Origin of the sequence: Lachnoanaerobaculum sp. Marseille-Q4761 (assembly GCF_017565785.1) — a bacterium.
Lineage (GTDB): Bacteria > Bacillota > Clostridia > Lachnospirales > Lachnospiraceae > Lachnoanaerobaculum.
Genome location: NZ_JAGEKB010000004.1, coordinates 19,878 through 45,781, shown reverse-complemented (window position 1 = coordinate 45,781; position 25,904 = coordinate 19,878). Strand labels below are relative to the sequence as shown.

Here is a 25,904-nt window from a genome sequence, read left to right as displayed (position 1 = left end):
GGAGATATATGAAAAAATTAGTTCTGATAGACGGACATAGTATTTTAAACAGAGCTTTTTACGGAGTTCCGGAGCTTTCAAACTCACAGGGACTTCATACAAATGCGGTTTACGGTTTTTTGAATATTATGTTCAAAGTTTTGGACGAGGAGGCGGCTGATTATATAGCAGTCGCTTTTGACTTGTCTGCCCCTACATTCAGGCATAAGGCGTATGCGGAATATAAGGGTACAAGAAAGTCAATGCCTGATGAACTCAGGGAGCAGGTACCGCTTATAAAGGAAGTACTTTCATCTATGAATATCCCCATTCTCACGAAGGAGGGATATGAGGCGGATGATATAATAGGTACTATTGCAAAGAGATATCAAAGTGATGAGGTTTTTGTCAGTGTATTATCAGGTGACAGGGATCTTTTGCAGCTTAGTGATACTCATATAAAAATAAGAATTCCAAAGACATCAAAGGGAGTGACTACAGTTCACGACTATTTGCCTGAGGATGTAATGAATGAATATGGTGTAACACCAAAGGAATTTATAGATGTAAAGGCACTTATGGGAGATACATCCGATAATGTACCGGGAGTACCTTCAATAGGTGAAAAAACAGCTACAAAAATAATACAGGAATATCATTCCATCGAAAATGCCATAGAACATGTGGATAAATTAAAACCGCCAAGGGCATCAAAGGCATTGGCTGAGCATATAGAAGATGCAAAGTTTTCAAAGATGCTTGTAACCATAGTGACAGATGCACCGATAGAAACGGAAATTTCCGATATGGTGGTGGGAAATCTTTATACAAAGGAGAGCCTTGAGTGGATAAATAAGCTGGAGTTTAAATCCTTCTTAAAAAGATATGAAAATGTAGAAACGACAAGTAATATAGAAATAGAGACAGATATTATAAATACCGGGGAAAATTGGGAGAGCCTTTATAAAATCTTAAAAAAAGCAAGGGAATTCGGTATATCCGTTTGTTTGGAGGAAACTGCTATAAAAAGCTATCATACGAGTGAACTATATGCCATTTCCATTACTTTGGATAACAAAAGTTATATTATAAAGGATCTGGATAATATAGCAGAGATATTGGAGCAAATCACGGCTTTGGATGCAAAAAAATATATACTTTCTCTAAAGCCTCTTTTAAAATTGCTTAAAAGTATGGAAAATGCAAAGAATTTCTATGATATATCCGTAGCGGCATATCTTATAAATCCTTTAAAGGACAGTTATTTTGTTGAAGATATCGCCGGAGATTATATGGGAAGTGCCTGTTCTTCAAAGTCTGAGATGATAGGCAAGGCGAAGTTAAATGAGGTTTTAAGATTTAATGATGAAAAGGCGATAAATTACTTTGCTATGGAAAGTTATGTTGCAGTACATTCAGGAGAAAATATATTGAAAAAATTATCGGAGCTTGGGCTTGATGATTTATATAAAAATATAGAAATGCCTTTGATATATTCACTTGCAAAGATGGAGGATACCGGAGTAAGAGTGGATGAAGAAAGATTAAAAAAATATGCAAATACCTTGCTTGAAAAAATAGATAAACTTGAAGAAAGCATTATTTCAAAGGCGGGAGAGAGCTTTAATATAAATTCTCCAAAGCAGCTTGGAGAGATATTATTTGGAAAACTTAAACTCTCAGGAGGAAAAAAGACCAAGACGGGGTATTCAACTGCCGCCGATGTACTTGAAAAGCTGGCTCCGGAGCATGAGATAATAAGAGATATACTTGAATACCGCCAGCTGACAAAGCTTAATTCAACCTATGCTACAGGACTTGCAGGCTATATAAGAGAAGACGGTCGTATACATGGTACATTTAATCAGACCATCACAGCTACAGGGCGTATTTCATCCACCGAGCCGAATCTGCAAAATATTCCGGTAAGGACTGAGATGGGCAGCAAAATAAGGGATATCTTTGTGCCGAAGCCCGGATATGTATTTGTGGATGCGGATTATTCACAGATAGAGTTAAGAGTTCTGGCTTCGCTTTCAGGTGATGAAAAACTTATAGAAAGCTATCATTCTGCGGCAGATATACATGCAGCTACAGCATCACAGGTTTTCCATGTGCCGCTTGAGGAGGTAACACCTGAACTTAGAAGAAATGCAAAGGCTGTAAACTTCGGAGTGGTTTATGGCATATCGGCATTCGGACTTTCAGAAGACCTTAGTATATCCAGAAAAGAAGCGCTTGATTATATAAATAATTATTTTAAAATCTATGGCGGTGTAAAAAAGTTTTTGGATAAGCAGGTGGCTGATGCCAAGGAAAAAGGCTTTGTAAAGACAATGTTTGGAAGAATCAGACCTATACCTGAGATAAAAAGTTCCAATTTTATGACAAGATCCTTTGGTGATCGAGTGGCAATGAACTCACCTATACAGGGAAGTGCCGCAGATATTATGAAGATATCCATGCTTAAGGTGGATGAGGCGCTGAAAGAGAGCGGATATGATGCAAATATTGTATTGCAAATTCATGATGAGCTTTTGATAGAGGTAAAGGAAGATGAGGCGGAGAAGGTATCAAAGCTGGTTGAGAAGACCATGAAAGAGGCTGTAAGTCTTAAAGTTCCTTTGGAAGTGGATGCACATATCGGAAAAACATGGTTGGAGGCAAAATAATGAATATTTTGCTCCTCGGCGGCATTGGTTCCGGAAAAAGTGAAGCTTTAAAAATACTTAAAGAAGAATTTTCTGCAAATATTATTGAGGCGGATAAAATAGCACATTTTTTATATGAAAAAGACAGGGCAGGATATACTGCCCTAAAGTCTGTTTTTGGAGATTTGATACTGGATGATAAAAAAAACATTGATAGAAAAAAATTAGGTGATATACTTTACTATGATAAAGACAAACTGCATAGGGTAAACAGTATAATACATCCATTGGTAAATGATGAAATCAAAAGAAGACTTTTAGAGAACAGATTAAATGTGGTGGAGCAGGCGCTTTTGCCGGATGATAAAAAAATCTATAATTCCATCTGGTATCTGCATACGGATAAAGATATCAGAATAGAGAGATTGATAAATGCAAGAGGCTTGGAAAGAGATAGGATAGAGCAGATAATCTCAAAGCAGCCAAATGAGTCCGAGTTTGAGGCTATTGCGGATATAATTATACAAAATAACGGTGACAGGTCTGAATTGGAAAAAAACATAAGAGAGGCTTTGAGGTGATATTTTGAGACTGGTTAGCTTGGCAAGTGGAAGTGACGGCAATTCCACATATATCGGCAGTGAAAACACCCACATCTTGGTGGACGCCGGTATATCCAATAAAAAAATAGAAACAAGATTAAATGAACTGGGACTTTGCGGCAGGGATATTTCGGGGATTTTCCTGACACATGAACATAGCGATCATATAGCAGGTTTGGAAGTTTTTGTAAGAAAAAATGAAATACCTGTATATGCTTCCGAGGGTACACTCAGATATTTAAAGGATAGAGATAAATACTCCAAAATTACGGATTATTTTCATATAATAGAATCAAAAAGACATATAAGGCTTGGAGATTTGGATGTTTTGGCATTTGATATAGACCATGATGCCAATGAGCCTTTCGGATACAGAGTGGAATCAGGAGATAAAAAGATTGCCGTAGCTACCGACCTTGGGAGATATACAAAGGATATAGTCGGCTATCTTTCGAATCTTGATGCATTACTTATAGAGGCAAACCATGATATAAGAATGTTGGAGACCGGCCCATATCCCTATGAGCTTAAAAGAAGGATTTTAAGTGAGAAGGGGCATTTATCCAATGAAAATTCAGGTAAGCTTATATGTGAAATATTAAATGACAGGATCAAAAAGATTTTCCTCGGACATCTGTCTGATAAAAACAATCTTCCGGAGCTGGCACTTGAAAGTGTAAGATTTGAAATTTTTGCAGATGAAAGACCTTATAATCCGAAAGATTTTGATATAGAGGTTGCAAAAAGAGACGAATTATCGGAGATTTGTTATATTTAGCATTAGGAATGGAGAAAATTATGAACAAGGTTATAATAACTGTGGTAGGCAAGGATACGGTAGGTATTATAGCAGGAGTATGTACCTATCTTGCGAATAATAAAATAAATATATTGGATATATCCCAGACTATTGTAAGCGGATATTTTAACATGATGATGATCACGGATATGGAAAAGTCCACAGTGAATTTCACAAAGGTTTCAGAGGATTTGGACTCCCTTGGAGACAGTATAGGGGTAAAGATAAAAGCACAAAAAGAAGAAATTTTTGAATCCATGCACAGACTCTAGGAGGAATTATGCTGAACATGTTTGAAGTAATAGAAACCAATGACATGATAGACAAAGATCTGTTGGATGTCAGGACTATTACTATCGGAATAAGCTTACTTGACTGTATAGATACGGACCTTGATAAGCTTTGTAAAAAGATATACGATAAGATCACAAATACCGCAAAGGATTTGGTGAGGGTGGGTGATGAAATATCAAAAGATTTCGGAGTGCCCATTGTAAATAAAAGAATATCAGTTACACCTATTGCACTTGTGGGCGGCAGCGCCTGTAAGAGTAAAGAGGATTTTGTACAGATAGCAAAGACACTTGATAAGGCGGCAAAGTATCTGGGAGTGAATTTCCTTGGAGGATATTCAGCCATAGTATCAAAGGGAATAACTGCGGCAGACAGACTTCTTATGGAGTCCATACCGCAGGCTATGAATGAGACGGATTTTATATGCAGTTCGGTAAACTTAGGTTCCACAAAATCAGGACTGAATATGGATGCTGTAAGGCTTATGGGAAAGATTGTAAAAGAGACTGCCCTTATGACAGCGGACAGAGATTCTATAGGCTGTGCCAAGCTCGTTGTATTTTGTAATGCTCCGGATGATAATCCCTTTATGGCAGGTGCATTCCATGGTGTTACCGAGGCGGATGCCATTATAAATGTAGGTGTCAGCGGACCGGGAGTGGTGCGTGCGGCTTTAAAAAATGCCAGAGGCGAAAACTTCGAGGTACTTTGTGAGACTATCAAAAAGACTGCTTTTAAGATTACAAGAGTAGGACAGCTGGTGGCAAGAGAAGCATCAAAAAGGCTTGGTATACCTTTCGGCATTATAGATCTTTCTTTGGCGCCTACACCTTCGGTAGGTGATTCGGTAGCCGAAATACTTGAAGAAATCGGTCTTGAGAGAGTGGGAGCACCGGGAACTACGGCGGCACTTGCACTTTTAAATGATCAGGTAAAAAAGGGCGGTGTTATGGCATCTTCCTATGTAGGCGGACTTTCGGGCGCATTTATACCTGTATCTGAGGATCAGGGTATGATAGATGCTGTAAATGCCGGAGCCCTGACATTAGAAAAGCTTGAGGCAATGACCTGTGTATGTTCAGTAGGACTTGATATGATTGCAATACCGGGAGACACTTCAAAAGAAACTATAGCAGGCATTATTGCGGATGAGGCTGCTATAGGAATGATAAATCAAAAGACCACAGCAGTAAGGCTCATACCTGTTATAGGTAAGGGAGAGGGAGAAGTGGTAGAATTTGGCGGACTTTTGGGATATGCTCCCATAATGCCTGTAAACAGATTTTCCTGTGAGAAATTTGTAAACAGAGGAGGCCGAATACCTGCGCCTATACATAGCTTTAAGAATTAAAAGAAAAGTCGGTAAAACGGCATATAAATGGGGCTGTCACAAACTTGAAACAGCCCCATATTTTTATTATTTTATCAACTTAAATCCCGGGAAATATCGGAAGATTACTTTTGCAATTATCTTTTCCTTATATACATACGGGTGAACCCACCTTCTGGAGTCGGCGGAGTTGTTTCTGTTATCTCCCAGACAAAAGTAAGCCCCCTCGGGCACTTCAAAATGCATATCCAATTCGGGAATCATAGCTTCCTTGATATAGTCTTCCTCAAGAGGAGTTTCAGAATTGTTTAAATAAACCCTGCCTTCCTTGATATCTACAACATCTCCCGGCTCACCGATAATTCTTTTTACATAGTATAAGCTTTCATCATCCGGAAACTTAAATATAATGATATCTCCACGCTTAGGCTCCTGGAAAAGATAAGTAAGTCTAAAGCCAACCACTCTATCACCGGTCATTATCGTGTTTTCCATAGAGGCGGACGGCACTCTTGAATTAGCTATAATAAAAAGGTTCAGCACCAGTGCTATTATTGCCGCTACCACTATTATAGAAATCCAACTGAAAATTTCTTTTACAACATCAAAATCTGAATTGTTCTTCATTATCTTCTCCAATCTAATTTTGCAGCACAAAATTTTTTTTGTTTGAACTCATACTATTTTACGATAATTGAATTTATAATACAACCAAATGATAAAATTATTTTGGAAATAGTAATAAATATCTTGATAAGACTTTAAAGTTTTAAATATTATATGTGATTACTTTTATGGTATAATAAATAAGTAATGTGTGTATATATAATGGGGTACAAAAACAGTATAAAAAATGATTTTGAAGTATCATCCGGGGAAAATGTTAAAAAGAAGATGAAGGATAAGCCAGCAAGTATTTTGAAGATAATATTATGGCTTCATACACCATAAGGGAAGCTGATAAAATTGAGCATAAGATTATCTATAACTATCCTCTTACTGCATTTGAGGAGCTTGCTACTAATGCTATTTTGCATAAAGAATATGATACACCTGAATATGTAGGAATATATATTTACAAGGATAGAATTTCTTTTGTAAACCATAACAGACCACTTCCTCCTGTAACTATCGAAGCTCTTAATAGGGACAGAAGTTTTGATAGAAGGCAGTATCTTAATAAAGAGCTTAAAAATATGTTCTTTTCTCTTAATCTGATAGAGTCTTACGGTTCAGGAATAAGGCGTGCAAAAGATGCACTATTAGAAAATGGTTCTCCTGAGCTTAAGTTTTATCCGGACAATGAAGAAGATAACTATACTAACGGAGTTATGGGTGTGAACAAAGAATTTTTGAAAGAGTTTAATGGTAGTACTACCAAAGAAACTACCAAAGAAACTACGAAAGAAATAAGTAGTATACAAGAACAAATAGTTCTTCTTATGAAAAGTAATTCAAGTATTACTGCGGAACAGATAGCAAATGAGATTAAAGAAATATCAGCAGATGGAGTGCGATACCATATAAAGAATCTTAAAGCTCATGGAGTTATTAAAAGAGAAGGCTCTACCAAGTCAGGTAAATGGGTAGTGCTGAAATAGAATAAACAAGGTCATAGAATCAAAAGGTGATTAGAGCACTTTATGCTGTCTGATGATTTGACTTATGAGGAGATATTAAGGCTGTTTGTAAATGACGGTCAGGATTTATCTTTTGACGGTGTAATAGTGGATGCGAAGAGTTCTGTAGACGGACTTTTTCATAAAGCAACAGCTTTGAAGATTTTTATAAATATACTGAGCCGGTAAAGCAGTTTAAACCTGAATATAAGCCTATAGTTGATTAGGTGAATGTAGGTGGCAACTGATAAATACATATAAAATAATTATATAAATAATAATAATCACATTTACATCTGTAAGTTTATAACATTTACTTTCCAGTTTTGTAAAAGAATAGTATAATCTATATAAATGTTATGGAGCGGATAAGCGGGCGGTATCTTATCTGAACTATTACTCAGATTGTTAGAAGGAAGGTTAGGCTATGGATAAGAATTTATATGATTTGATGGATTGGGCAGCAATAGAAGAAATCACTTATTCTGAATGTGATAGACCAAGTAAGATTCTGGGTTCACATAGGGTTGAAAACGGTTTTTTGGTTCAAACCTTTATCCCAAGCGCAAAAGAGATAGGGTTATTGATTGACGGCAATAAAAACCCTGTAGCTATGCAATGTGTGGACGAAGCAGGATTTTTCGCATGCTTTGTCGGAAGAAAGCAGGCATTCAAATACAAGCTTATAGTGAAATATGATAATGAAGTAGAACAGACGATTTCTGATCCATATTCCTTTGAAAGTATTTATACTGAGGAAGATTTATCAAAGTTTGATGCCGGAATCAACTATGAGATATATGAAAAAATGGGAGCAAAGACCATGACTCTCTCAGGTGTGGATGGCGTAAACTTTTCAGTATGGGCACCGGAGGCGATGAGAGTATCGGTAGTAGGCGATTTTAACCTTTGGGACGGAAGAAGACATCAAATGAACAGACTTGGAGATTTCGGTGTATTTGAGATATTTATACCGGGTGTGCGTGTGGGAGATCTCTATAAGTTTGAGGTAAAGAATAAAAAGGGCGAGCCGATGCTAAAGTCGGATCCCTATGCATTCTATTCGGAACTTCGTCCAAATACTGCAAGTATAGTGGCTGATATTTCAGACTTTGAATGGACTGACGGGGACTGGATGGATAACAGAGGGGATTCCCAGTCCACAAAAATAAATGAATCCGCGGCTATGAATATCTATGAATTGCATCTTGGTTCATGGATAAGAAAAGAGATGCAATATGATGAAAACGGCGAGGAAGTAAACGGCTCCGTATTCTATAATTACCGCGAAATAGCACATAAGTTGGCTGTTTATGTAAAGAAGATGAATTATACACATGTGGAAATAATGCCTGTAATGGAACATCCGCTTGATGCCAGTTGGGGATATCAGGTGACCGGATATTACAGCCCTACAAGCAGATATGGAACTCCACAGGATTTTATGTATTTTATAAATTATTTACATAAAAAAGGTATCGGAGTAATAATAGACTGGGTACCGGCACATTTCCCAAGAGATTTACATGGACTTGCATGTTTTGACGGCAGCCATCTGTATGAGCATGCCGATCCCAGACAGGGAGCACATCCGCACTGGGGTACTTTGATATACAATTATGCAAGACCGCAGGTAAGCAATTTCCTTATATCAAATGCGCTTTTCTGGGCTGAAAAATATCATGTGGACGGTATAAGAATGGATGCGGTGGCTTCCATGCTCTATCTTGACTATGGAAAAAATGCCGGAGAGTGGGTTGCCAATATATATGGAGGCAATGAAAATCTGGATGCCATCGAGTTTTTAAAACATCTGAATTCGATATATAAAAAGAAAAACCCGTCAAGCCTTTTAATAGCCGAAGAGTCCACGGCATGGCCTAAAGTCAGCGGTGATTTGAATGATGGCGGACTTGGCTTTGACTATAAGTGGAATATGGGTTGGATGAATGACTTCCTTGAATTTATGAAGCTGGATCCGTATTTTAGAAGTGGTGATTATAATGCCTTGACCTTCTCACTTTTATATCATTACAGTGAGAACTTCATACTTGTTTTAAGTCATGATGAGGTGGTGCATGGTAAGGCGACGCTTGCAGGAAAGATGCCGGGAGCCACACAGGAAGAAAAGTTTGCCAATCTTAGAGCCGCTTATGGTTATATGATGACTCATCCCGGTAAAAAGCTCCTCTTTATGGGACAGGAGTTTGGACAGATGAATGAGTGGAATGAGGATGCTTCACTTGAGTGGAATCTTTTGGACTATGATATTCACAAAAAAATGCAAAAGTATTGCAAGGCATTAAATAAATTATATATTGAAAATCCTGCATTATATAAGCTTGATTATAATCCTGAGGGATTTGAGTGGATAAATTGTACTTCAAAGGATGAGAGTATAGTTATTTTCTTAAGAAAGACTAAGGAAGCAAAAGATACCTTGTTGGTTGTATGTAATTTTACTCCGGTAGTGTATGAAAAAGAGATAGGAGTTCCGTATAAGGGTGTATATAGCGAGATTTTCAACTCTGATGATAAGAAATTCGGCGGAAGCGGAGTAGGAAATAAGAGAGCAAAGAAATCAGTCAAGAAAAAAGTTGACGGAAGAGAAAACTCTTTGAAAGTAAAGATTCCACCAATGGCTATGATAGTATTTAAGTGTGAAGAACAGTGATTTTCAGTTATTTAATAAGTAGTTTATTCGGTACCGGAATTTGTTTAACAGCTGCGGCAAATTCCGGTTTGCCAAGTATATCGGAAAGTGATGTGGCACAATCCGTAGTGGAGGATATAGAAAACTTAAAGCCAAGTGTGATGATGCAGACTCTTAAGGAGATTTCGCCTTTCCTGCTTGCAATCGCATATAATATAGCTGTTGTAGTAATTGTATTGTTTATTTCAAGCCGGATTATAAAGCTCTTATCAAAGATGCTTGATAAGTTTTTAAAGAAGATAAATGTAGATTTGGCTGTAAGGAGATTTTTAATTTCCACATTAAAAGTAATAGTGTATGCTCTTATAATCATGGCATTGGCTGAAAGGCTGGGAATAAATCAGGCTACAATAGTGGCTGTTTTGGGTTCTGCAGGTGTGGCTATAGGTCTGGCGTGGCAGGGGAGTCTCAGCAATTTTGCAGGAGGTATGATTATACTGGTCAGCCGCCCGTTCAGCAGAGGAGATTATATTATTACGCCCAAGGCTGAGGGGATTGTAGATACTATAGGAATAATATATACGATACTTTTGACTCCCGATAATAAGCGCATTTCCATACCGAACGGAGCATTGGCAAATGATGTTATAACAAATGTCACAGCCAATGATATCAGAAGAATAGATATTCAGGTAGGAGTTGCGTATAATACGGATATCAGAAGGGCAAAAAAGCTTATAAAAGAGGCTTTTGATGAAAACGGTCTGGTATTAAAAAATAATGAAATACTCTCCTATGTAAGCGAATTGGCATCATCCGCAGTTATACTCGGGGGCAGAGCATGGTGTAAGACAGAGGATTACTGGACTGCCAGATGGGGAATTATAGAAGAGATAAAGGTTAAATTTGATAAAAACGGTATTGAGATTCCGTATGATCAATTAGAAGTACATATAAATGAATCAAAAAATTCATTAAGTAAAAAATAGATTGGAAATATTATGAAGAGAGCATGTGGTGTTTTATTGCCTGTATCAAGTCTTCCCGGAGATTACGGTATAGGTACCTTTTCAAAAAATGCATATGAGTTTGTGGACTTTTTAGAAAAGTCAGGTCAGAGCTATTGGCAGATATTGCCTCTGGCTCCTACAGGATACGGAGATTCTCCATACCAGTCAAGCTCCGCATTTGCAGGCAATGCCAATTATATAAGCCTTGAGTATCTTCTTGGCAATTGTCTTTTGGATAAAGGTGATTTAAAGGATATATACTGGGGTGAAGAAGAAAAGATAGACTACGGTATTATGTGGGAGAACAGAGAAAAGCTTTTACATAAAGCCTTTTTAAACTTCCTGGAAGAAAAATACAAAGAAAAGAATATATCTGTAAAAGATACTCTTAAAGAAGATATCGGCACAGAGGATAAAAGAGTGCTTGAATCCGGTGAGTTTTCTTTGAATGATATCATTGACAAAGAAAAGATGCCTTATGAGGAAGATATCTTAACAGTAAAAGAATTTTATAAGCTGAAAGAAAATTTTTCAAGAGAAACAAAAGAGTTTTGCCTTTTTCAGGCTATAAAAAAGAGAAATTCTTATAAACCATGGTATGACTGGGAAGATGATTTAAAACTTAGAGATAATTCAGCAATTGAAAAGTTCAAGTCTGATGAAAAAGAGCTTATTCTATTCTATGAATGGATACAGGTATTGTTTAATGTAGAATGGAAAAAGATAAAAAAGTATGCCAATGATAAAAAAATTGAGATAATCGGTGATATGCCGATATATGTTTCACTTGATTCATGTGACAGCTGGGCAAATGAAAAGCTGTTTTTATTTGATGAGAACAAAAAGCCGAAAAAGGTGGCAGGTTGTCCACCGGATTATTTTTCACCGGAAGGTCAGCTTTGGGGCAATCCTCTATATGACTGGGATTATCATAACAGTACGGATTATAAATGGTGGAAGGAAAGATTTGAATACAATCTGGAACTCTATGATTATATCAGACTGGATCATTTCAGGGGTTTTGACGAGTTTTATGCAATAGATGCCGATGCAAAGAATGCTATAATAGGAACATGGGAGAAAGGTCCCGGACTGCTGATGTTTAAGGCGGTAGAGAAGTATTTTAAAGACAGATTTGATATATTACCGGTAATCGCCGAGGATATGGGACTGCTTACAGATTCTGTAATAGAGATGGTAAAGGAGAGCAATTTCCCATCTATGAAAGTACTGGAATTTGCCTTTGACTCAGGTGATAAGAATATTTATCTGCCGCATAATTATGAAAGAAACTGTGTGGCATATACCGGAACTCATGATAATACAACTCTCAGAGCATGGCTTGACGAGCAAAAAGGTGATGTAAAGGAATTCATTATCAAATATCTCGGAGCGGAGAACACAGCTGAAGATAATTTGCATCTTGTATGTATCAGGACATTGTTTGCATCAGTGGCTGATACGGTAATAATACCTATACAGGATTACCTGGGACTTGGAGAGAGTGCAAGAATCAACACTCCGGGTACATTGGGTGAGAACTGGAAGTGGAGATTAAATAAAAAATCTATAGATGATAAGCTTATAGGATATATGAGCCTGTTGGCAGGTATGTATTCCAGAAAGTGCTGATATTTTAATATATAAGAGCTATTGTACTAAGGTATAAATTAAGGATATATGAATTATCCGACATAATTTATATTATTTGATTAGTATAATGGCTCTTTTTATTAAATTAAATGAATATAAAAACTTTATTTTAGTAGAGAAATAAAGTGTTGACAAAACTACTTTAGCGTGCTACCATAAGAAAGTACAAAGGAACATTAAAAAAGCAAGCGAAAAAATGAGGTGTATTATGAAAAAAATGTATTTATTGGGAATTTTGGCAGCATTTGTTTTGGCAGGTTGTTCATCAGCAAAGCCGGCTGAAAGTTCATCAGCTGACACAAGTAAGGCTGAAACTACGGTAGCAGGTGAAACAACTACAGCGGCAGTCACAGACAGCAAGAATACTTTTACAGTGGGATTTGATCAGGACTTTCCACCTATGGGATTTGTAGGAGATGACGGAGAGTTTACAGGATTTGATTTGGAGCTGGCGGCAGAAGTTGCAAAACGCCTCGGCAAGGAGATAAAGTACCAGCCTATAGCATGGGATGCAAAGGATATGGAACTTTCCTCAGGAACTATTGATTGTATTTGGAACGGTTTCAGTATCCAGGGCAGAGAAGATAAGTACACATGGTCAAAGCCATATATGAATAATGAACAGGTATTTGTTGTAAAATCGGATTCAAGTATTGAGTCAATAGAGGATTTGGCAGGAAAGACGGTAGAAGTTCAAGTGGATTCATCAGCGGAAGCTGCATTAAAAGAAAATACGGAGTTGGCATCAACCTTTGGTAAGTTACAGACTGTAGCCGATTATAATACAGGATTTATGGATCTTGATATGGGCGGTGTGGATGCCATAGCTATGGACAGTGTAGTAGCAAACTATCAGATAACCAAAAGAGGAGGCGAAGGCTTTACAGTACTTGATACACCACTTTCCACAGAAGAGTACGGTATCGGATTTAAGCTTGGAAATGAAGCCCTCAGAGATGAAGTACAAAAGGCACTTGATGAAATGAAGGCTGACGGAACTATGAAAACTATTTCGGAAAAATGGTTTGGTAAGGATGTTACCACCTTAAACTAATGATGGGGCGCCGACAGATATCTGCCGGCGTTTTATTATTCTAAAAGTTTTATTTTGTAATTCTTTCAGTTCAAAAAAAGAACTTATGGTAGGATTGCAAAATAAAGGATATAATAGTAAGATATTTACACTGATTGGAGATTTTATGAATATTCTTGATATTGCATTAAAACTTGCGCCGGGAATGCTTGTAAGTATACAGATATTTTTTACAACTCTGCTGCTTTCACTTCCTCTTGGACTTGTTGTAGCTTTTGGAAGATTGAGCAAAATAAAGGTTGTTTCATATATATGTAAAATATATATTTCCATAATGCGTGGAACACCGCTTATGCTTCAACTGATGGTGGTGTACTTCGGACCATATTATATTTTCGGTGTTTCCATCTCGGGAAGTTATAGAGTAATAGCTACCGTAATAGGTTTTGTAATAAATTATGCGGCATATTTTGCGGAAATATACAGGAGCGGAATACAGTCTATGCCAAGCGGGCAGTATGAAGCCGCTAAAATACTGGGATATAGTAAATCACAAACTTTTTTTATTATAATATTGCCACAGGTAATAAAAAGAATTTTGCCGTCTATAACAAATGAGGTAATCACATTGGTAAAAGATACATCATTGGCATTTACAATCAGTGTAGCCGAGATGTTTACAATGGCAAAGGCACTGGCAAGCAGTACAACAAGTATGTATCCATTTGTCTGTGCGGCATTATTTTATTATATATTTAATGCGATAGTAGCATTTGTTATGGATATGATTGAGAAAAAATTGGGATATTACAAGTAGGTGATTATGGCATTATTAAGTATGAAATCAGTTAAAAAATCCTTTGATGGTGTGGAAATTTTAAAGGGTATATCACTGGAAGTAAATGAAGGTGAGGTTTTAAGTATTATAGGTCCTTCAGGTTCAGGCAAGTCTACACTTTTAAGATGTGCCACTTTGCTTGAGGAGATGGATGACGGGGAGCTATATTATAATGGCAATGCGGTTTGCAAAAGTTTAGACTCAAAGGCTGTTTATGAAAGTCATAGCAAACTAAGGAAGATTTCGGAATGTTTCGGACTGGTATTTCAAAACTTTAATCTTTTCCCGCATATGAATGTATTGCAAAATATATGTGATGCACCGATCAGGGTTCAAAAAAGGGATAAAGCTGCTGTGGAGAAGGAGGCATTTGCCTTACTTAAAAAGATGGGGCTGGAAGACAGGGCTAAGGCATATCCTTTTCAGCTCTCCGGCGGACAGTCTCAAAGAGTTGCTATTGCAAGAGCATTGGCACTCAATCCGAAAATACTCTTTTTTGATGAGCCTACCTCAGCACTTGATCCGGAGCTTACAGGCGAGGTATTAAAGGTGATAAAATCTTTATCGGATTTGGATATTGCAATGGTCATTGTCACCCATGAGATGGCATTTGCAAGGGAGATATCTGATAAGGTGATATTTATGTCTGACGGGGTTATTGTGGAGTCGGGAACCCCTGAAGAAGTCTTTGCATCCAATAATGAAAGGACAAAAAACTTTATAGGTGCATTAAGCAAATAAATAAAAAGGTGGATAATATGAAATACATAGTTGTACTTGGAGACGGAATGGCAGACAGAGATATTCCAAAGCTTGGGAATAAGACTGTACTTGATGTGGCAAAAAAGCCGAATATTGACGGTTTAAAGGGTATACTCGGTATGGCAAGAACAGTGCCGAATGAGCTTAAGCCCGGCAGTGATGTGGCAAATCTCGCAGTGATGGGATACAATCCTTTGGAATGTTATACCGGTCGCTCACCTCTTGAGGCGGTAAGCATAGGTATAAAAATGAATGACACAGATGTTGCAATAAGATGTAATCTGGTAACATTATCGGATGAGAGTGATTCCAAATCAAGAACAATGCTTGACTACTCCGCAGGTGAGATTTCAACTGAGGAAGCAAGGCAGCTTATAGAGGCTGTTGAAAAAGAACTCGGAGATAATGAGTTTAAGTTTTATCCCGGCATATCCTATCGTCATTGCCTTATATGGGATAATGGAAAGACAGGGATTGAGCTTACACCACCACATGATATTTCAGACAGAGTGATAGGTGAGTATCTACCAAAGGATACAAAGATTCTAAGTCTGATGGAGAAAAGCTATAATATTTTAAAGGATCATCCGGTGAATTTAAAGAGAAAAGCTGCGGGTAAAAACCCTGCGAACTCTATCTGGCTTTGGGGTGAGGGTACCAAACCGAATGTAGATAATTTTGAGAAAAAGAACGGACTTAAGGGTGCCGTTATCTCAGCAGTGGATCTTATAAAGGGCATCGGGCTCAGTGCAGGAATGGAAAGCATTGATGTAGACGGTGCAACAGGTACTGTGGATACAAATTATGAGGGAAAGCTTGAGGCGGCAAAAAAGACCTTGCTTACAGACGGCAATGATTTTGTATATATTCATTTGGAAGGTCCGGATGAATGCGGGCATCATGGAGATATTGAAGGTAAGGTTTTAGCAGTAGAGAGAATTGATGAAAAAGTGGTAGGTCCGCTTTGCAAGGCATTAAGGGATGCAAATGAAGACTTTGCCATGCTTATAATGCCCGATCATCCAACACCTATAGAGACCAAAACTCATTCCTCAGATCCCGTTCCGTTTAAGATATACAGATCAAATAATGAAACAGATGTTGCAAAGGCTTATACTGAAAAGAATGCAAAAGAATCCGGAATATTCATAGAGGACGGATATACACTTTTAGCAAAATTTATAAATAATGAATTATAATAAAGAGAGTCGCTTTGGCGGCTCTTTTTATACTTTGCAGGGAGAATGTAGACTTATATTGGTATAACCGGCTTTATATCTAATTATATTATATGTATATGGATGATTACAGATACATAAGATATGGACAGATTATTACTTGATATATAGTTTTTAATACTATATACTAATGTTATGAAAACCAATATAAAAATTTTTAATGATATGATAAAGCATTTTGAGGAACTTGATATTGTAAAATCTGAGGATATTCCCGATATTTTATTATATATGGATCAGATGACGGGATTGATTGATGAGAAGCTTCGAAGTTTTAAAAGAGAGGAGGAGGACAAACTTCTTACAAAAACCATGATCAATAATTACACCAAGAATAAGCTCCTTCCGCCATCCGATAAGAAAAAATATACCAAGAACCATGTGATGCTGCTTGTGCTTATATACTTTTACAAAAATGTACTTTCATTCGCGGATATAAAAAGACTCTGCGATTTGAGCATATATGAAAATTTTGAAAAAGAGGATGAATCCTTTTCTAAATTATATGATATTATAACCAGTCTGGAGAATGATAAAAAAGCCGAAATCATAGATGACCTTAAGAAAAGGCTGGAATATTCACATAGCAGACTCAATAATTTTGATGAGAAAGATGAAAATATTGAGCTATTTACCTTTTTATCGGATATTGTACTGGAAATATATTTTAAACAGCATTTGGTGGAATATATTCTGAATAAAATTTGAGTACAAAGATATGAATAAGTAAGAAAATTTTAACTGTACATAGCCCCCTATATTACATATACTTATAGTATAAACATATTTATAACAAACTATATAATATGGATAATATAAGGAGGAATATATGAGTTTAGCTAAAAAAATAGCTATTTTAGGAACTGTTTTACTGTGTTCGATTTTATCAAAACCTGTATATGCTGCCAATAAAACAATAAGCTCGGTCGGCATAAAAGTAAATACAAGTTTGAATATCGGCGACAGTACAGATTCTGTCAGTATAAACTATAACAGCAGCTCAGGAGGTGATATAAATGTATATACTACCTCAGACAGATTTGATATAGTGGATGCTGAGATCACGGGGGGTAGAAGTCGTCTGAATATAGGAGATGAAATAAAGATGAAGCTCACTTTAGAGCCGCATAGCGAATATTCGTTTAAAGGTACTTATTCATCTTCAAATATAAGTGTAAGCGGTGGAAAATTTGTTTCCGCATCCAAGAAAAATGGGGATTTGGTGGTAAATATAAAGCTTAATCCGCTAAAAGGTACCTATGAGCCGCCTGAGGATGTAGAGTGGAAAGACAGCGGTATCGGCATTGCAAAATGGGATGAGCCGGGAGAGACCTCCGGTTACTATGATATTATACTGTTGCGTGGAAGTACTCAGATTACAAAGGTGGAAAACTACAAAGGAAACAGCTATAATTTCAGAAATGATATGACACAAAAGGGTACATATAAATTCAAAATAAGAACAGTGACAAGTAATGATAAGGATTATGGCAGAAGTTCCGACTGGGTGACTTCGGATGAATTTTATCTGGATGAGTCCAATGTTTCAACCGGAGGCGGCAGTAGAGATCAGGCGGGCAACAGTGTAGGCTGGAACAAATCAGGGGATACATGGTATTTTAGATTTCCTGACGGCAGCTTAAAGACAAATGGCTGGGAGTATATCGGAGATAAATGGTATCTCTTTGATGACACCGGCAGAATGCTTACAGGCTGGCAAAAAAGTGAGGGTGAGTATTATTATTTAAACTCATCAGGTCAGATGAAAACAGGCTGGCAGCAGTCAAACGGTAAATGGTATTATCTGAATTCGGAAGTACCAAGAGGTAAGATGCTAAGTAATACATGGCTTCACAGCAGCGACGGCAAATATTATTATTTGGACAGCAATGGTGCTATGTGTGAGGGCTGGACACAAATCAGCGGTAAATGGTATTATTTCTATCCAAGTTCAGGATATATGGCTATAAATACTACTATAGATTCATTTAAGCTTGGTCCAAACGGTGCATGGATAAGATAGTAAAAAATAAAATTCCGACAGATAACAAAGTAAAACTTTGTACTGTCGGGATTTTATACTTTTTATAAATCCTTAAAATGAAAATCTTTATTTCCGTCGGCATAATCCGCCACAATATCACCATTGCCGTAAAGCTTATATTTATAGGTGCAAAGTCCCTCAAGCCCTACAGGACCTCTGGCATGAAGTTTTCCTGTACTGATACCTACCTCGGCACCGAAACCGTATCTGAAACCGTCGGCAAATCTTGTGGAACAATTCTTATATACATTGGCGGAATCGACTCTGCTCATAAAATAATCCGCGTTCTTATCTATGTTTGTAAGTATTGCATCCGTATGATGTGAGCCATAGGTATTGATATGATTTATCGCCTCTTCAATATTTTTTAAAGACTTTATATTGATAGTCTTCTCAAGATATTCCGTATGGAATGATGTATCATCTGCAGGTAATGCATTATCAAAATAGGAAATAATATCCTTATCTGCAAATACCTTGATGCCTGCCTCACCAAAAGCTTTATTTAGCTTGGGTAAAAGTAGAGGCACTGATTTTTCATGAACCAATAAGGTCTCCGTGGTATTGCATGCAGAAGGGTACTGAGTTTTTGCATCAATTAAAATCCTTATGGATTTTTCAAGGTCAAAATCCTCATCCACATAGGTATGGCAAATACCGTCGGCATGTCCCATTACAGGGATATTGGTATTGTCCATAATATATTTTACAAATGAGTTTGAACCTCTTGGTATCAGTAAATCCACATATTCACTGCAGGAGAGCAGTTCACCTACATCACTTCTTGCTTCAAGCTGTATAAGGATATGTTCAGGAAGATTTGCTTCTAAAACAGCTGCTCTTATACTTTCAAATAATGCTCTGTTGGTAAGTTTTGCTTCACTTCCACCCTTAAGTATGGCTGCATTGCCGCTCTTAATACATAGGGAGGCTATCTGCACCAATGCATCAGGTCTTGCCTCAAAAATCACACCTATAACTCCTATCGGTGTGGTGGTTCTTGTAAGAACAAGACCGGCATCAAGCTCTCTTTTTAAAGTGATTTTCCCTATAGGATCTTCCATTTTTATCAAATCCCTGATACCGGCTATTACCGTATCCATCTTATGATCGTCAAATAAAAGTCTTGACAGTATGGAGGAGGATATATTTACCGCTTTGGCATTTTCTATATCCTTTTGGTTTTCTAAGAGTATATGCTCTCTGTTTTTATTCAAATTATTTATAATATTTTCAAGACAATTATTTCTCATTTCATTACTGCTTGCCATAAGAATAAAACTGTCCGATTTTACTTTTTTTGCAATTTCTTTCATATATCTCCTTAATCATTGATTTATAATCATGATATAAAGATATAGTAATCAACTAATAATTGCAAGCAATTTATTTGAAAATAAATTGTACAAGCAGCATATAAAGAATTGTACCGGCAGAGATGGAAAGTATCATCTGCCTTTTCCAAAAGTGTAATAATACAATAACTGCAATGCTTATAGCCTCAGGTAGAGCATGATATCCATAAAATACAGACACATCTTTTAGTGAATATACCACTAAAAGACCAAGTACCGCAGAGGGCAGCACTTTTCCGAGATATTTTATATATGCAGGTGTATTTTTATTTGCCGGAAAAGCTATAAAGGGTAAAAACCTTGTAATCATTGTGGCAAAGGCTACGATTAATATTATAATTATCTGTTGTATTTTACCCATGATTTCTTATCCTCCCTCTAAGCATTGTAAGAACGGCAAGTATTATAAACATTGAAGGTATAATAAAGTTGCTGCCCTTAAAAATACCAAGACATATAAATGAAAGAGCAAGTCCGATTATGGAGGCGGTATGATTATCTTCCTTTATCCAATTTTCAAGGAATATTACAACAAAGAGTGCGGTCATTACAAACTCGATTCCCTCAGTGTCAAAGGGGATGAAGCTGCCAAATATTCCGCCTATAGTGGCACCTGATACCCAATATATTTGATTAAGCAATGTTACAAAGAACATAAACCATCCTCTGTCAATATCCTTCGGGATATCTACAGTAGCATTTATAGAGAAGGATTCATCACACATACCATAGATTAAATAATATTTCTTTAATCCGGGAATATTATATTTTTCAAGCATGGAAAGCCCATAGAATAAATGCCTGGCATTGATCATAAGAGTAAGAAAAAATATATTTACCGGATCAAAACTTCCAAGAAGCCATGAAACAGTTGCAAATTCTACAGAACCGGCAAATATTATAAAACTCATAAACATCGGATAATAAAATTTAAAACCGGATTGATTCATATATATGCCATAGGCAATACCTAAGAATAAAAATCCGGCTAAAATAGGCAGGGTATTTGGAAATGCCGCAAAGAATGCGGATTTTATTTTTTTAAACATTCTACAATCTTATCAGCCATTGCCACAGCATCTGCATATTGCTCATCTGTAAGGAGTGATTTGATACTGATGGTTTCCTCGGCAATATTTACCTTCTTTAACTGACCGATAATTTCACGCATGCTCTTACCTGCTGTAAGTGCCCATGAACCGTTCTCAACTACAAAAACATCTCTGTTCTGGAAATTATGTGCTACAAGATCCATAAGGAAGTTTTCCATAGGAGTGAAGAGTCCGCCATTGTAAGATGAAGATGCAAATACTAATACCTTAGCTCTGAAAGCTTCTGAAAGGAGGTAAGATACATCAATTGATGATATATCAAGTACCTTTGTATTTCTTACACCTCTTTGTGCAAGTAGTGTTCCAAGAAGTGTGGAGAACTCCTCGGTATGTCCGTATACCGAACCTGAGTAGATAACTACTTCTTCATCTTCAGGAGAATATGAACCCCAGGTCTGATACTTTTTGAGACAATCAAGGATATCCTCTTTTCTTCTGTATATCGGTCCGTGGAGAGAGCAAATCAACTCAATATCAAGGACTGAAATTTTTTTGATTATATTTAAAACCTGAAGTCCGAACTTTCCGACTATATTTGAATAATATCTTCTGCACTCGGAGTACCACTCACATTCATAGTTTAATTCATCGGCAAAAATATTTCCTGAGAGTGCACCGAAACAACCGAAGGCGTCTGATGAGAATAAAGCCTTTGATTTTTCATCATATACCATCATCACTTCAGGCCAGTGAACCATAGGGGCAAAGAAAAATTTAAAAGTATGCGCTCCTGTGGATAATGTATCACCCTCCTTTACCTCAAGGAATCTGTGCTCCAAAGAGAAATCAAAGAACTGTCCGATCATTGTCTTGATTTTTGCATTTCCCACTATCATCATTTCAGGGTGTATATTTAAAAGATCACCCAAAGTAGCGGCATGATCCGGCTCCATATGTGTGATTACTACATAGTCAAGGGGTCTGTCACCAAGTGTTGCCTTTAAGTTTTCAAAGAAGACACCTTCAACCGACATATCAACAGAGTCAAAGAGTACTGTCTTCTCGTCTAATATAACATAGGAATTGTAGGCCATTCCATATGGAATAGGATAGGCATTTTCAAAAAGTCTCTGCCTTCTGTCACTTGCTCCTACATAATATAAATTGTCCTTAATACATTGTTCCTGATGCATAATTCCTCCATATACGTTTGCATAGATAAAGCAGCACCTGCTGCCACAGTAATATCTTATTTTATTATTTTACACATACATAGTATAATGCAAAAGTTTTTAATTGCAAGATTTTTATTGAATACAATTTAATAAAATTTTATTTTATTTTGTAGCGGACAGGGTAATTTTTGTTATTGCACTAATTATCTTATCGGTTTATGTACTTGAATTATGACTTTTGGATTACTGCCTAAATTATGCAGGCTGAATTATGCAGGCTGAATTATGCAGGGGTAAACCTAAATAGAAGGGATACTGTATACAGAATTTTGTTAAAATTAACCTCTCAAAGTTTTTTTGGTAAGAAAATATCAAAAATTTGATGTAAAAGGTAAATAATTTTCTTTTTTACGCTTTGCTATATTATATGAATATGGTATAATAGTTGACGGAAAATACAGGAAAATACATATGGAGGTTTTTACGTATGGCAAATAAGTGGGTATACCTTTTTACAGAAGGTAACGCAACAATGAGAAATCTTTTAGGTGGTAAGGGTGCTAACCTTGCAGAGATGACTGCATTAGGTCTGCCTGTTCCACAGGGATTTACAATTACAACAGAGGCATGTACTCAGTATTATGAGGATGGCGAGAAGATAAATGATGAGATCATGGGTCAAATCATGGAAAATATTACTAAGATGGAAGAGATCACAGGAAAGAAATTCGGTGATAAGGAAAATCCACTCTTGGTTTCTGTTCGTTCAGGTGCTAGAGCATCTATGCCGGGTATGATGGATACTATCCTTAACCTTGGTCTTAATGAAGAGGTTGTAGAGGTTATAGCTGCTAAGTCAGGCAACCCAAGATGGGCTTATGACTGCTACAGAAGATTTATCCAGATGTTCTCAGATGTAGTTATGGAAGTTGGTAAGAAGTACTTTGAGGTTCTTATCGACGAGATGAAAGAGAAAAAGGGAGTTACACAGGACGTTGACCTTACAGCTGAAGACTTGAAGGAACTTGCAAATCAGTTCAAAGCTGAGTATAAGTCAAAAATCGGTTCAGATTTCCCTTCAGATCCTAAGGAACAGCTTATGGCTGCCGTTAAGGCCGTATTCCGTTCATGGGATAACCCACGTGCAAATGTATATCGTCGCGACAATGATATTCCTTATTCATGGGGTACAGCAGTTAACGTACAGATGATGGCATTCGGTAACATGGGTGAGACATCAGGTACAGGTGTTGCATTTACAAGAGATCCTGCTACAGGTGAGAGAAAGCTCATGGGTGAGTTCCTTATGAACGCACAGGGTGAGGACGTTGTTGCCGGTGTTCGTACACCACAGCATATCGACCAGTTAAAGGAAGTAATGCCTGCTGTATATGATGAGTTCGTTGAGATTTGCCATAAGCTTGAGAATCACTATAGAGATATGCAGGATATGGAGTTTACTATCGAGGATAGAAAGCTTTATATGTTACAGACAAGAAACGGTAAGAGAACAGCATTTGCTGCACTTAAGATCGCTTGTGACCTTGTAGATGAGGGCATGATCGATGAGGCTAAGGCTGTTTCTATGATAGAGCCAAGAAACCTTGATACACTTCTTCATCCGACATTTGATACAGAGGCTGTTAAGAAGGCTACACCTATCGGCAAGGGACTTGCAGCTTCACCGGGTGCTGCAAGCGGACAGATCGTATTTACAGCTGATGATGCTAAGGCTTGGGCTGAAGCAGGTAAGAAGGTTGTTCTTGTAAGACTTGAGACATCACCTGAGGATATCGAGGGTATGAAGGCAGCTCAGGGTATTCTTACAGTTCGTGGCGGTATGACATCACACGCAGCCGTTGTTGCTCGTGGTATGGGTACTTGCTGTGTATCAGGTCTCTCAGAGATTATCATGGATGAGGAGAACAAGAAGTTCGAACTCGGCGGAAAGACATTCCACGAGGGAGATATTATCTCATTCGACGGTACAACAGGAAATGTTTATGACGGTGCTATCCCAACTCAGGAAGCTCAGATTGCAGGTGAGTTCGGAAGAATCATGGGATGGGCTGATAAGTATAGAAGACTTAAAGTTCGTACAAACGCAGATACACCTGAGGATGCAAGAAAGGCAAGAGAACTTGGTGCAGAGGGTATCGGTCTTTGCCGTACAGAGCATATGTTCTTTGAGGGCGACAGAATTGACGCATTCAGAGAGATGATCTGTTCAGATACAGTAGAAGAGAGAGAGAAGGCTCTTGATAAGATTTTACCTGTACAGCAGGGAGATTTCGAGAAGATCTACGAGGCACTTGAGGGTAACCCTGTTACAATCAGATTCCTTGATCCGCCACTTCATGAGTTCGTTCCTACAGAAGAGGCAGAGATTGAGAAGCTTGCAAAGACTCAGGGCAAGAGTGTAGCACAGATCAAGGCTATTATTGCTTCACTTCATGAGTTCAACCCAATGATGGGACATAGAGGTCTTCGTCTTGCAGTAACATATCCTGAGATTGCTGTAATGCAGACAAAGGCTGTTATCAGAGCTGCTATCAATGTAGCTAAGGCTCATCCTGATTGGAACCTTAAGCCTGAGATAATGATTCCACTTTCATCAGATTCTAAAGAGCTTAAGTATGTTAAGGATATCGTTGTTAAGACAGCAGATGAGGAGATTGCAGCTGCAGGTTCAAACCTTAAGTATGAGGTTGGTACAATGGTTGAGATCCCAAGAGCATGTCTTACAGCTGATGAGATTGCTAAGCAGGCTGAATTTTTCTGCTTCGGTACAAACGACCTTACACAGATGACATACGGTTTCTCAAGAGATGATGCAGGTAAGTTCCTCAATGCTTACTATGACAAAAAGATCTTTGAGAACGATCCGTTTGCTAAGCTTGACCAGGTTGGTGTCGGTAAGCTTATGAAGATGGCTATCGAGCTTGGAAAGCAGACAAGACCTGAGATCCACGTAGGTATCTGCGGTGAGCACGGTGGAGATCCTTCATCAGTTGAGTTCTGCCACAAGATCGGTCTTGACTATGTATCATGTTCACCATTCAGAGTGCCGATTGCAAGACTTGCAGCAGCACAGGCAGCGATTGCGGAAAAGAGGAATTAGTCAGCAATATATTTATTTTTGCAGCTTAACGGTGAGGCGAGCGGATGTGCAGGCATTTATGGCTGAGCATCCTGAGTACACAAAGGCAAACAGATTTAAAGATATTGAAGTAAAAGTCTATATATAAAGTTCTGCGAGGGAAAGCATTTATTGCTTTCCCTTGTTTAACGTTTGGGAATAAGCACTTTTTATAAGTGTTTGTTCCCTTTTTTATACCTATAAGGAGGTTCAATATGAAGAACACAGCGTTAAGTGCAGAAAATAATAGTAAACGGTCTATTATATTTAATAGCGAAGCACATGAAAAATTCTACTATGAAAAACTAAAAGAAGTAAGGGAACAAGATGCCTACCATAAGGCACTTTGCTATTGTCTGGGTATCAGCCCTGATACGAGAAGAAATATTAACAGTATTTATGATTTTAAGACCGGTGATATAAAGACCGAGTGTTTGTGTGAGGGGTGGCAAACAGGTAGCAGTATGAAGGTGGTGAGACTGGCATTTAACCTTTATTGTAACACTACACCAAGTGTAGATGATTATAAAGAACCGGAAGAACAGATGGATGAGTGTATGAAGTATACAGTAGAAGATTTGTTTTGCTGTACTTATGCACCATTCTTTTGGCAAGCGATACAGATTCGCTATCCTGACTACGCTAATTATAATTGTGAGATATAAGCTTTATTGGAGG

The 25,904-nt window shown here is 37.5% G+C and carries 22 protein-coding genes and 1 pseudogene; 18 read left to right on the top strand and 5 right to left on the bottom strand.

Going from position 1 to position 25,904, the window contains the following annotated elements; all coding sequences use genetic code 11:
- Window positions 1-8 precede the first annotated feature (8 nt).
- Genes polA through J4O15_RS14895 form a run of 5 tightly spaced genes read left to right on the top strand, consistent with a single transcriptional unit; the run spans window position 9 to window position 5,676 of the window.
- Entirely contained in the window at window positions 9-2,651 is a 2,643-nt protein-coding gene (polA, locus tag J4O15_RS14915; protein ID WP_208101359.1) for a DNA polymerase I, read from the top strand.
- Window positions 2,651-3,211, top strand: a complete 561-nt coding sequence (coaE, locus tag J4O15_RS14910) for a dephospho-CoA kinase (RefSeq protein WP_208101358.1) — start codon at window positions 2,651-2,653, stop codon at window positions 3,209-3,211. The genes polA and coaE overlap by 1 nt, the downstream gene beginning before the upstream one ends.
- Before the next feature lie 4 nt (window positions 3,212-3,215).
- Window positions 3,216-4,010: an MBL fold metallo-hydrolase gene (locus tag J4O15_RS14905; protein ID WP_208101356.1), complete on the top strand. Its 795-nt coding sequence runs from the start codon at window positions 3,216-3,218 to the stop codon at window positions 4,008-4,010.
- Window positions 4,011-4,030: 20 nt separating this feature from the next.
- Window positions 4,031-4,303 carry an ACT domain-containing protein gene (locus J4O15_RS14900; RefSeq protein WP_243762102.1) on the top strand — a complete coding sequence of 91 codons (273 nt, stop codon included), beginning with the start codon at window positions 4,031-4,033 and terminating at the stop codon, window positions 4,301-4,303.
- 8 nt (window positions 4,304-4,311) lie between these two features.
- Window positions 4,312-5,676: a PFL family protein gene (locus tag J4O15_RS14895; RefSeq protein WP_208101352.1), complete on the top strand. Its 1,365-nt coding sequence runs from the start codon at window positions 4,312-4,314 to the stop codon at window positions 5,674-5,676.
- Between the two features lie 66 nt (window positions 5,677-5,742).
- Here J4O15_RS14895 and lepB read toward each other — a convergent pair whose 3' ends face one another.
- A complete protein-coding gene (lepB, locus tag J4O15_RS14890; RefSeq protein ID WP_208101350.1) occupies window positions 5,743-6,282 on the bottom strand; it encodes a signal peptidase I in 540 nt (179 codons plus the stop codon).
- 281 nt (window positions 6,283-6,563) lie between these two features.
- Here lepB and J4O15_RS14885 point away from each other — a divergent pair.
- From J4O15_RS14885 to J4O15_RS14835, 11 genes and pseudogenes are all read left to right on the top strand, one after another.
- Window positions 6,564-7,256: pseudogene (locus tag J4O15_RS14885) on the top strand (ATP-binding protein); the annotation flags it as partial.
- 42 nt (window positions 7,257-7,298) lie between these two features.
- Window positions 7,299-7,463: a hypothetical protein gene (locus tag J4O15_RS14880; RefSeq protein WP_243762100.1), complete on the top strand. Its 165-nt coding sequence runs from the start codon at window positions 7,299-7,301 to the stop codon at window positions 7,461-7,463.
- Window positions 7,464-7,701: 238 nt separating this feature from the next.
- A complete protein-coding gene (glgB, locus tag J4O15_RS14875; RefSeq protein ID WP_208101348.1) occupies window positions 7,702-9,948 on the top strand; it encodes a 1,4-alpha-glucan branching protein GlgB in 2,247 nt (748 codons plus the stop codon).
- On the top strand, window positions 9,945-10,916 hold the full coding sequence (locus J4O15_RS14870; RefSeq protein WP_208101346.1) for a mechanosensitive ion channel family protein: 972 nt from the start codon (window positions 9,945-9,947) through the stop codon (window positions 10,914-10,916). Before glgB ends, J4O15_RS14870 begins: the two co-directional genes overlap by 4 nt.
- Window positions 10,917-10,928: 12 nt before the next feature.
- Window positions 10,929-12,569, top strand: coding sequence for a 4-alpha-glucanotransferase (malQ, locus tag J4O15_RS14865; protein ID WP_208101344.1), 1,641 nt, complete (start codon window positions 10,929-10,931; stop codon window positions 12,567-12,569).
- Between the two features lie 229 nt (window positions 12,570-12,798).
- Window positions 12,799-13,644 carry an amino acid ABC transporter substrate-binding protein gene (locus J4O15_RS14860; protein WP_208101342.1) on the top strand — a complete coding sequence of 282 codons (846 nt, stop codon included), beginning with the start codon at window positions 12,799-12,801 and terminating at the stop codon, window positions 13,642-13,644.
- A 145-nt stretch (window positions 13,645-13,789) separates the two neighbouring features.
- Entirely contained in the window at window positions 13,790-14,440 is a 651-nt protein-coding gene (locus tag J4O15_RS14855; protein ID WP_208101340.1) for an amino acid ABC transporter permease, read from the top strand.
- Window positions 14,441-14,446: 6 nt separating this feature from the next.
- Window positions 14,447-15,202, top strand: a complete 756-nt coding sequence (locus tag J4O15_RS14850) for an amino acid ABC transporter ATP-binding protein (protein WP_208101338.1) — start codon at window positions 14,447-14,449, stop codon at window positions 15,200-15,202.
- Window positions 15,203-15,219: 17 nt separating this feature from the next.
- Entirely contained in the window at window positions 15,220-16,422 is a 1,203-nt protein-coding gene (locus J4O15_RS14845) for a cofactor-independent phosphoglycerate mutase (protein WP_208101336.1), read from the top strand.
- Between the two features lie 174 nt (window positions 16,423-16,596).
- Complete coding sequence (locus tag J4O15_RS14840) at window positions 16,597-17,169, top strand: DUF1836 domain-containing protein (RefSeq protein ID WP_009220397.1); 573 nt, start codon at window positions 16,597-16,599, stop codon at window positions 17,167-17,169.
- Window positions 17,170-17,290: 121 nt separating this feature from the next.
- Complete coding sequence (locus J4O15_RS14835; protein ID WP_208101335.1) at window positions 17,291-18,484, top strand: N-acetylmuramoyl-L-alanine amidase family protein; 1,194 nt, start codon at window positions 17,291-17,293, stop codon at window positions 18,482-18,484.
- 62 nt (window positions 18,485-18,546) lie between these two features.
- Here the strand turns inward: J4O15_RS14835 and J4O15_RS14830 are convergent, their stop codons facing one another.
- From J4O15_RS14830 to J4O15_RS14815, 4 genes are all read right to left on the bottom strand, one after another.
- Window positions 18,547-19,821 carry a glutamate-5-semialdehyde dehydrogenase gene (locus J4O15_RS14830; protein WP_208101334.1) on the bottom strand — a complete coding sequence of 425 codons (1,275 nt, stop codon included), beginning with the start codon at window positions 19,819-19,821 and terminating at the stop codon, window positions 18,547-18,549.
- Window positions 19,822-19,891: 70 nt separating this feature from the next.
- The gene (locus J4O15_RS14825) at window positions 19,892-20,221 is read right to left on the bottom strand and encodes a branched-chain amino acid transporter permease (RefSeq protein WP_208101333.1); all 330 of its coding nucleotides are present in this window, start codon (window positions 20,219-20,221) and stop codon (window positions 19,892-19,894) included.
- Entirely contained in the window at window positions 20,214-20,909 is a 696-nt protein-coding gene (locus J4O15_RS14820; protein WP_208101332.1) for an AzlC family ABC transporter permease, read from the bottom strand. The genes J4O15_RS14825 and J4O15_RS14820 overlap by 8 nt, the downstream gene beginning before the upstream one ends.
- Window positions 20,894-22,105 (bottom strand): FprA family A-type flavoprotein, encoded by a 1,212-nt coding sequence (locus J4O15_RS14815; RefSeq protein WP_208101331.1) that lies wholly within the window; start codon window positions 22,103-22,105, stop codon window positions 20,894-20,896. The genes J4O15_RS14820 and J4O15_RS14815 overlap by 16 nt, the downstream gene beginning before the upstream one ends.
- A 469-nt stretch (window positions 22,106-22,574) precedes the next feature.
- On the opposite strand from J4O15_RS14815, the gene ppdK reads away from it, so the two are divergent.
- Entirely contained in the window at window positions 22,575-25,208 is a 2,634-nt protein-coding gene (ppdK, locus tag J4O15_RS14810; protein ID WP_208101330.1) for a pyruvate, phosphate dikinase, read from the top strand.
- 233 nt (window positions 25,209-25,441) lie between these two features.
- The gene (locus J4O15_RS14805) at window positions 25,442-25,891 is read left to right on the top strand and encodes a DUF6075 family protein (RefSeq protein WP_208101329.1); all 450 of its coding nucleotides are present in this window, start codon (window positions 25,442-25,444) and stop codon (window positions 25,889-25,891) included.
- The last annotated feature ends 13 nt before the right edge of the window (window positions 25,892-25,904 follow it).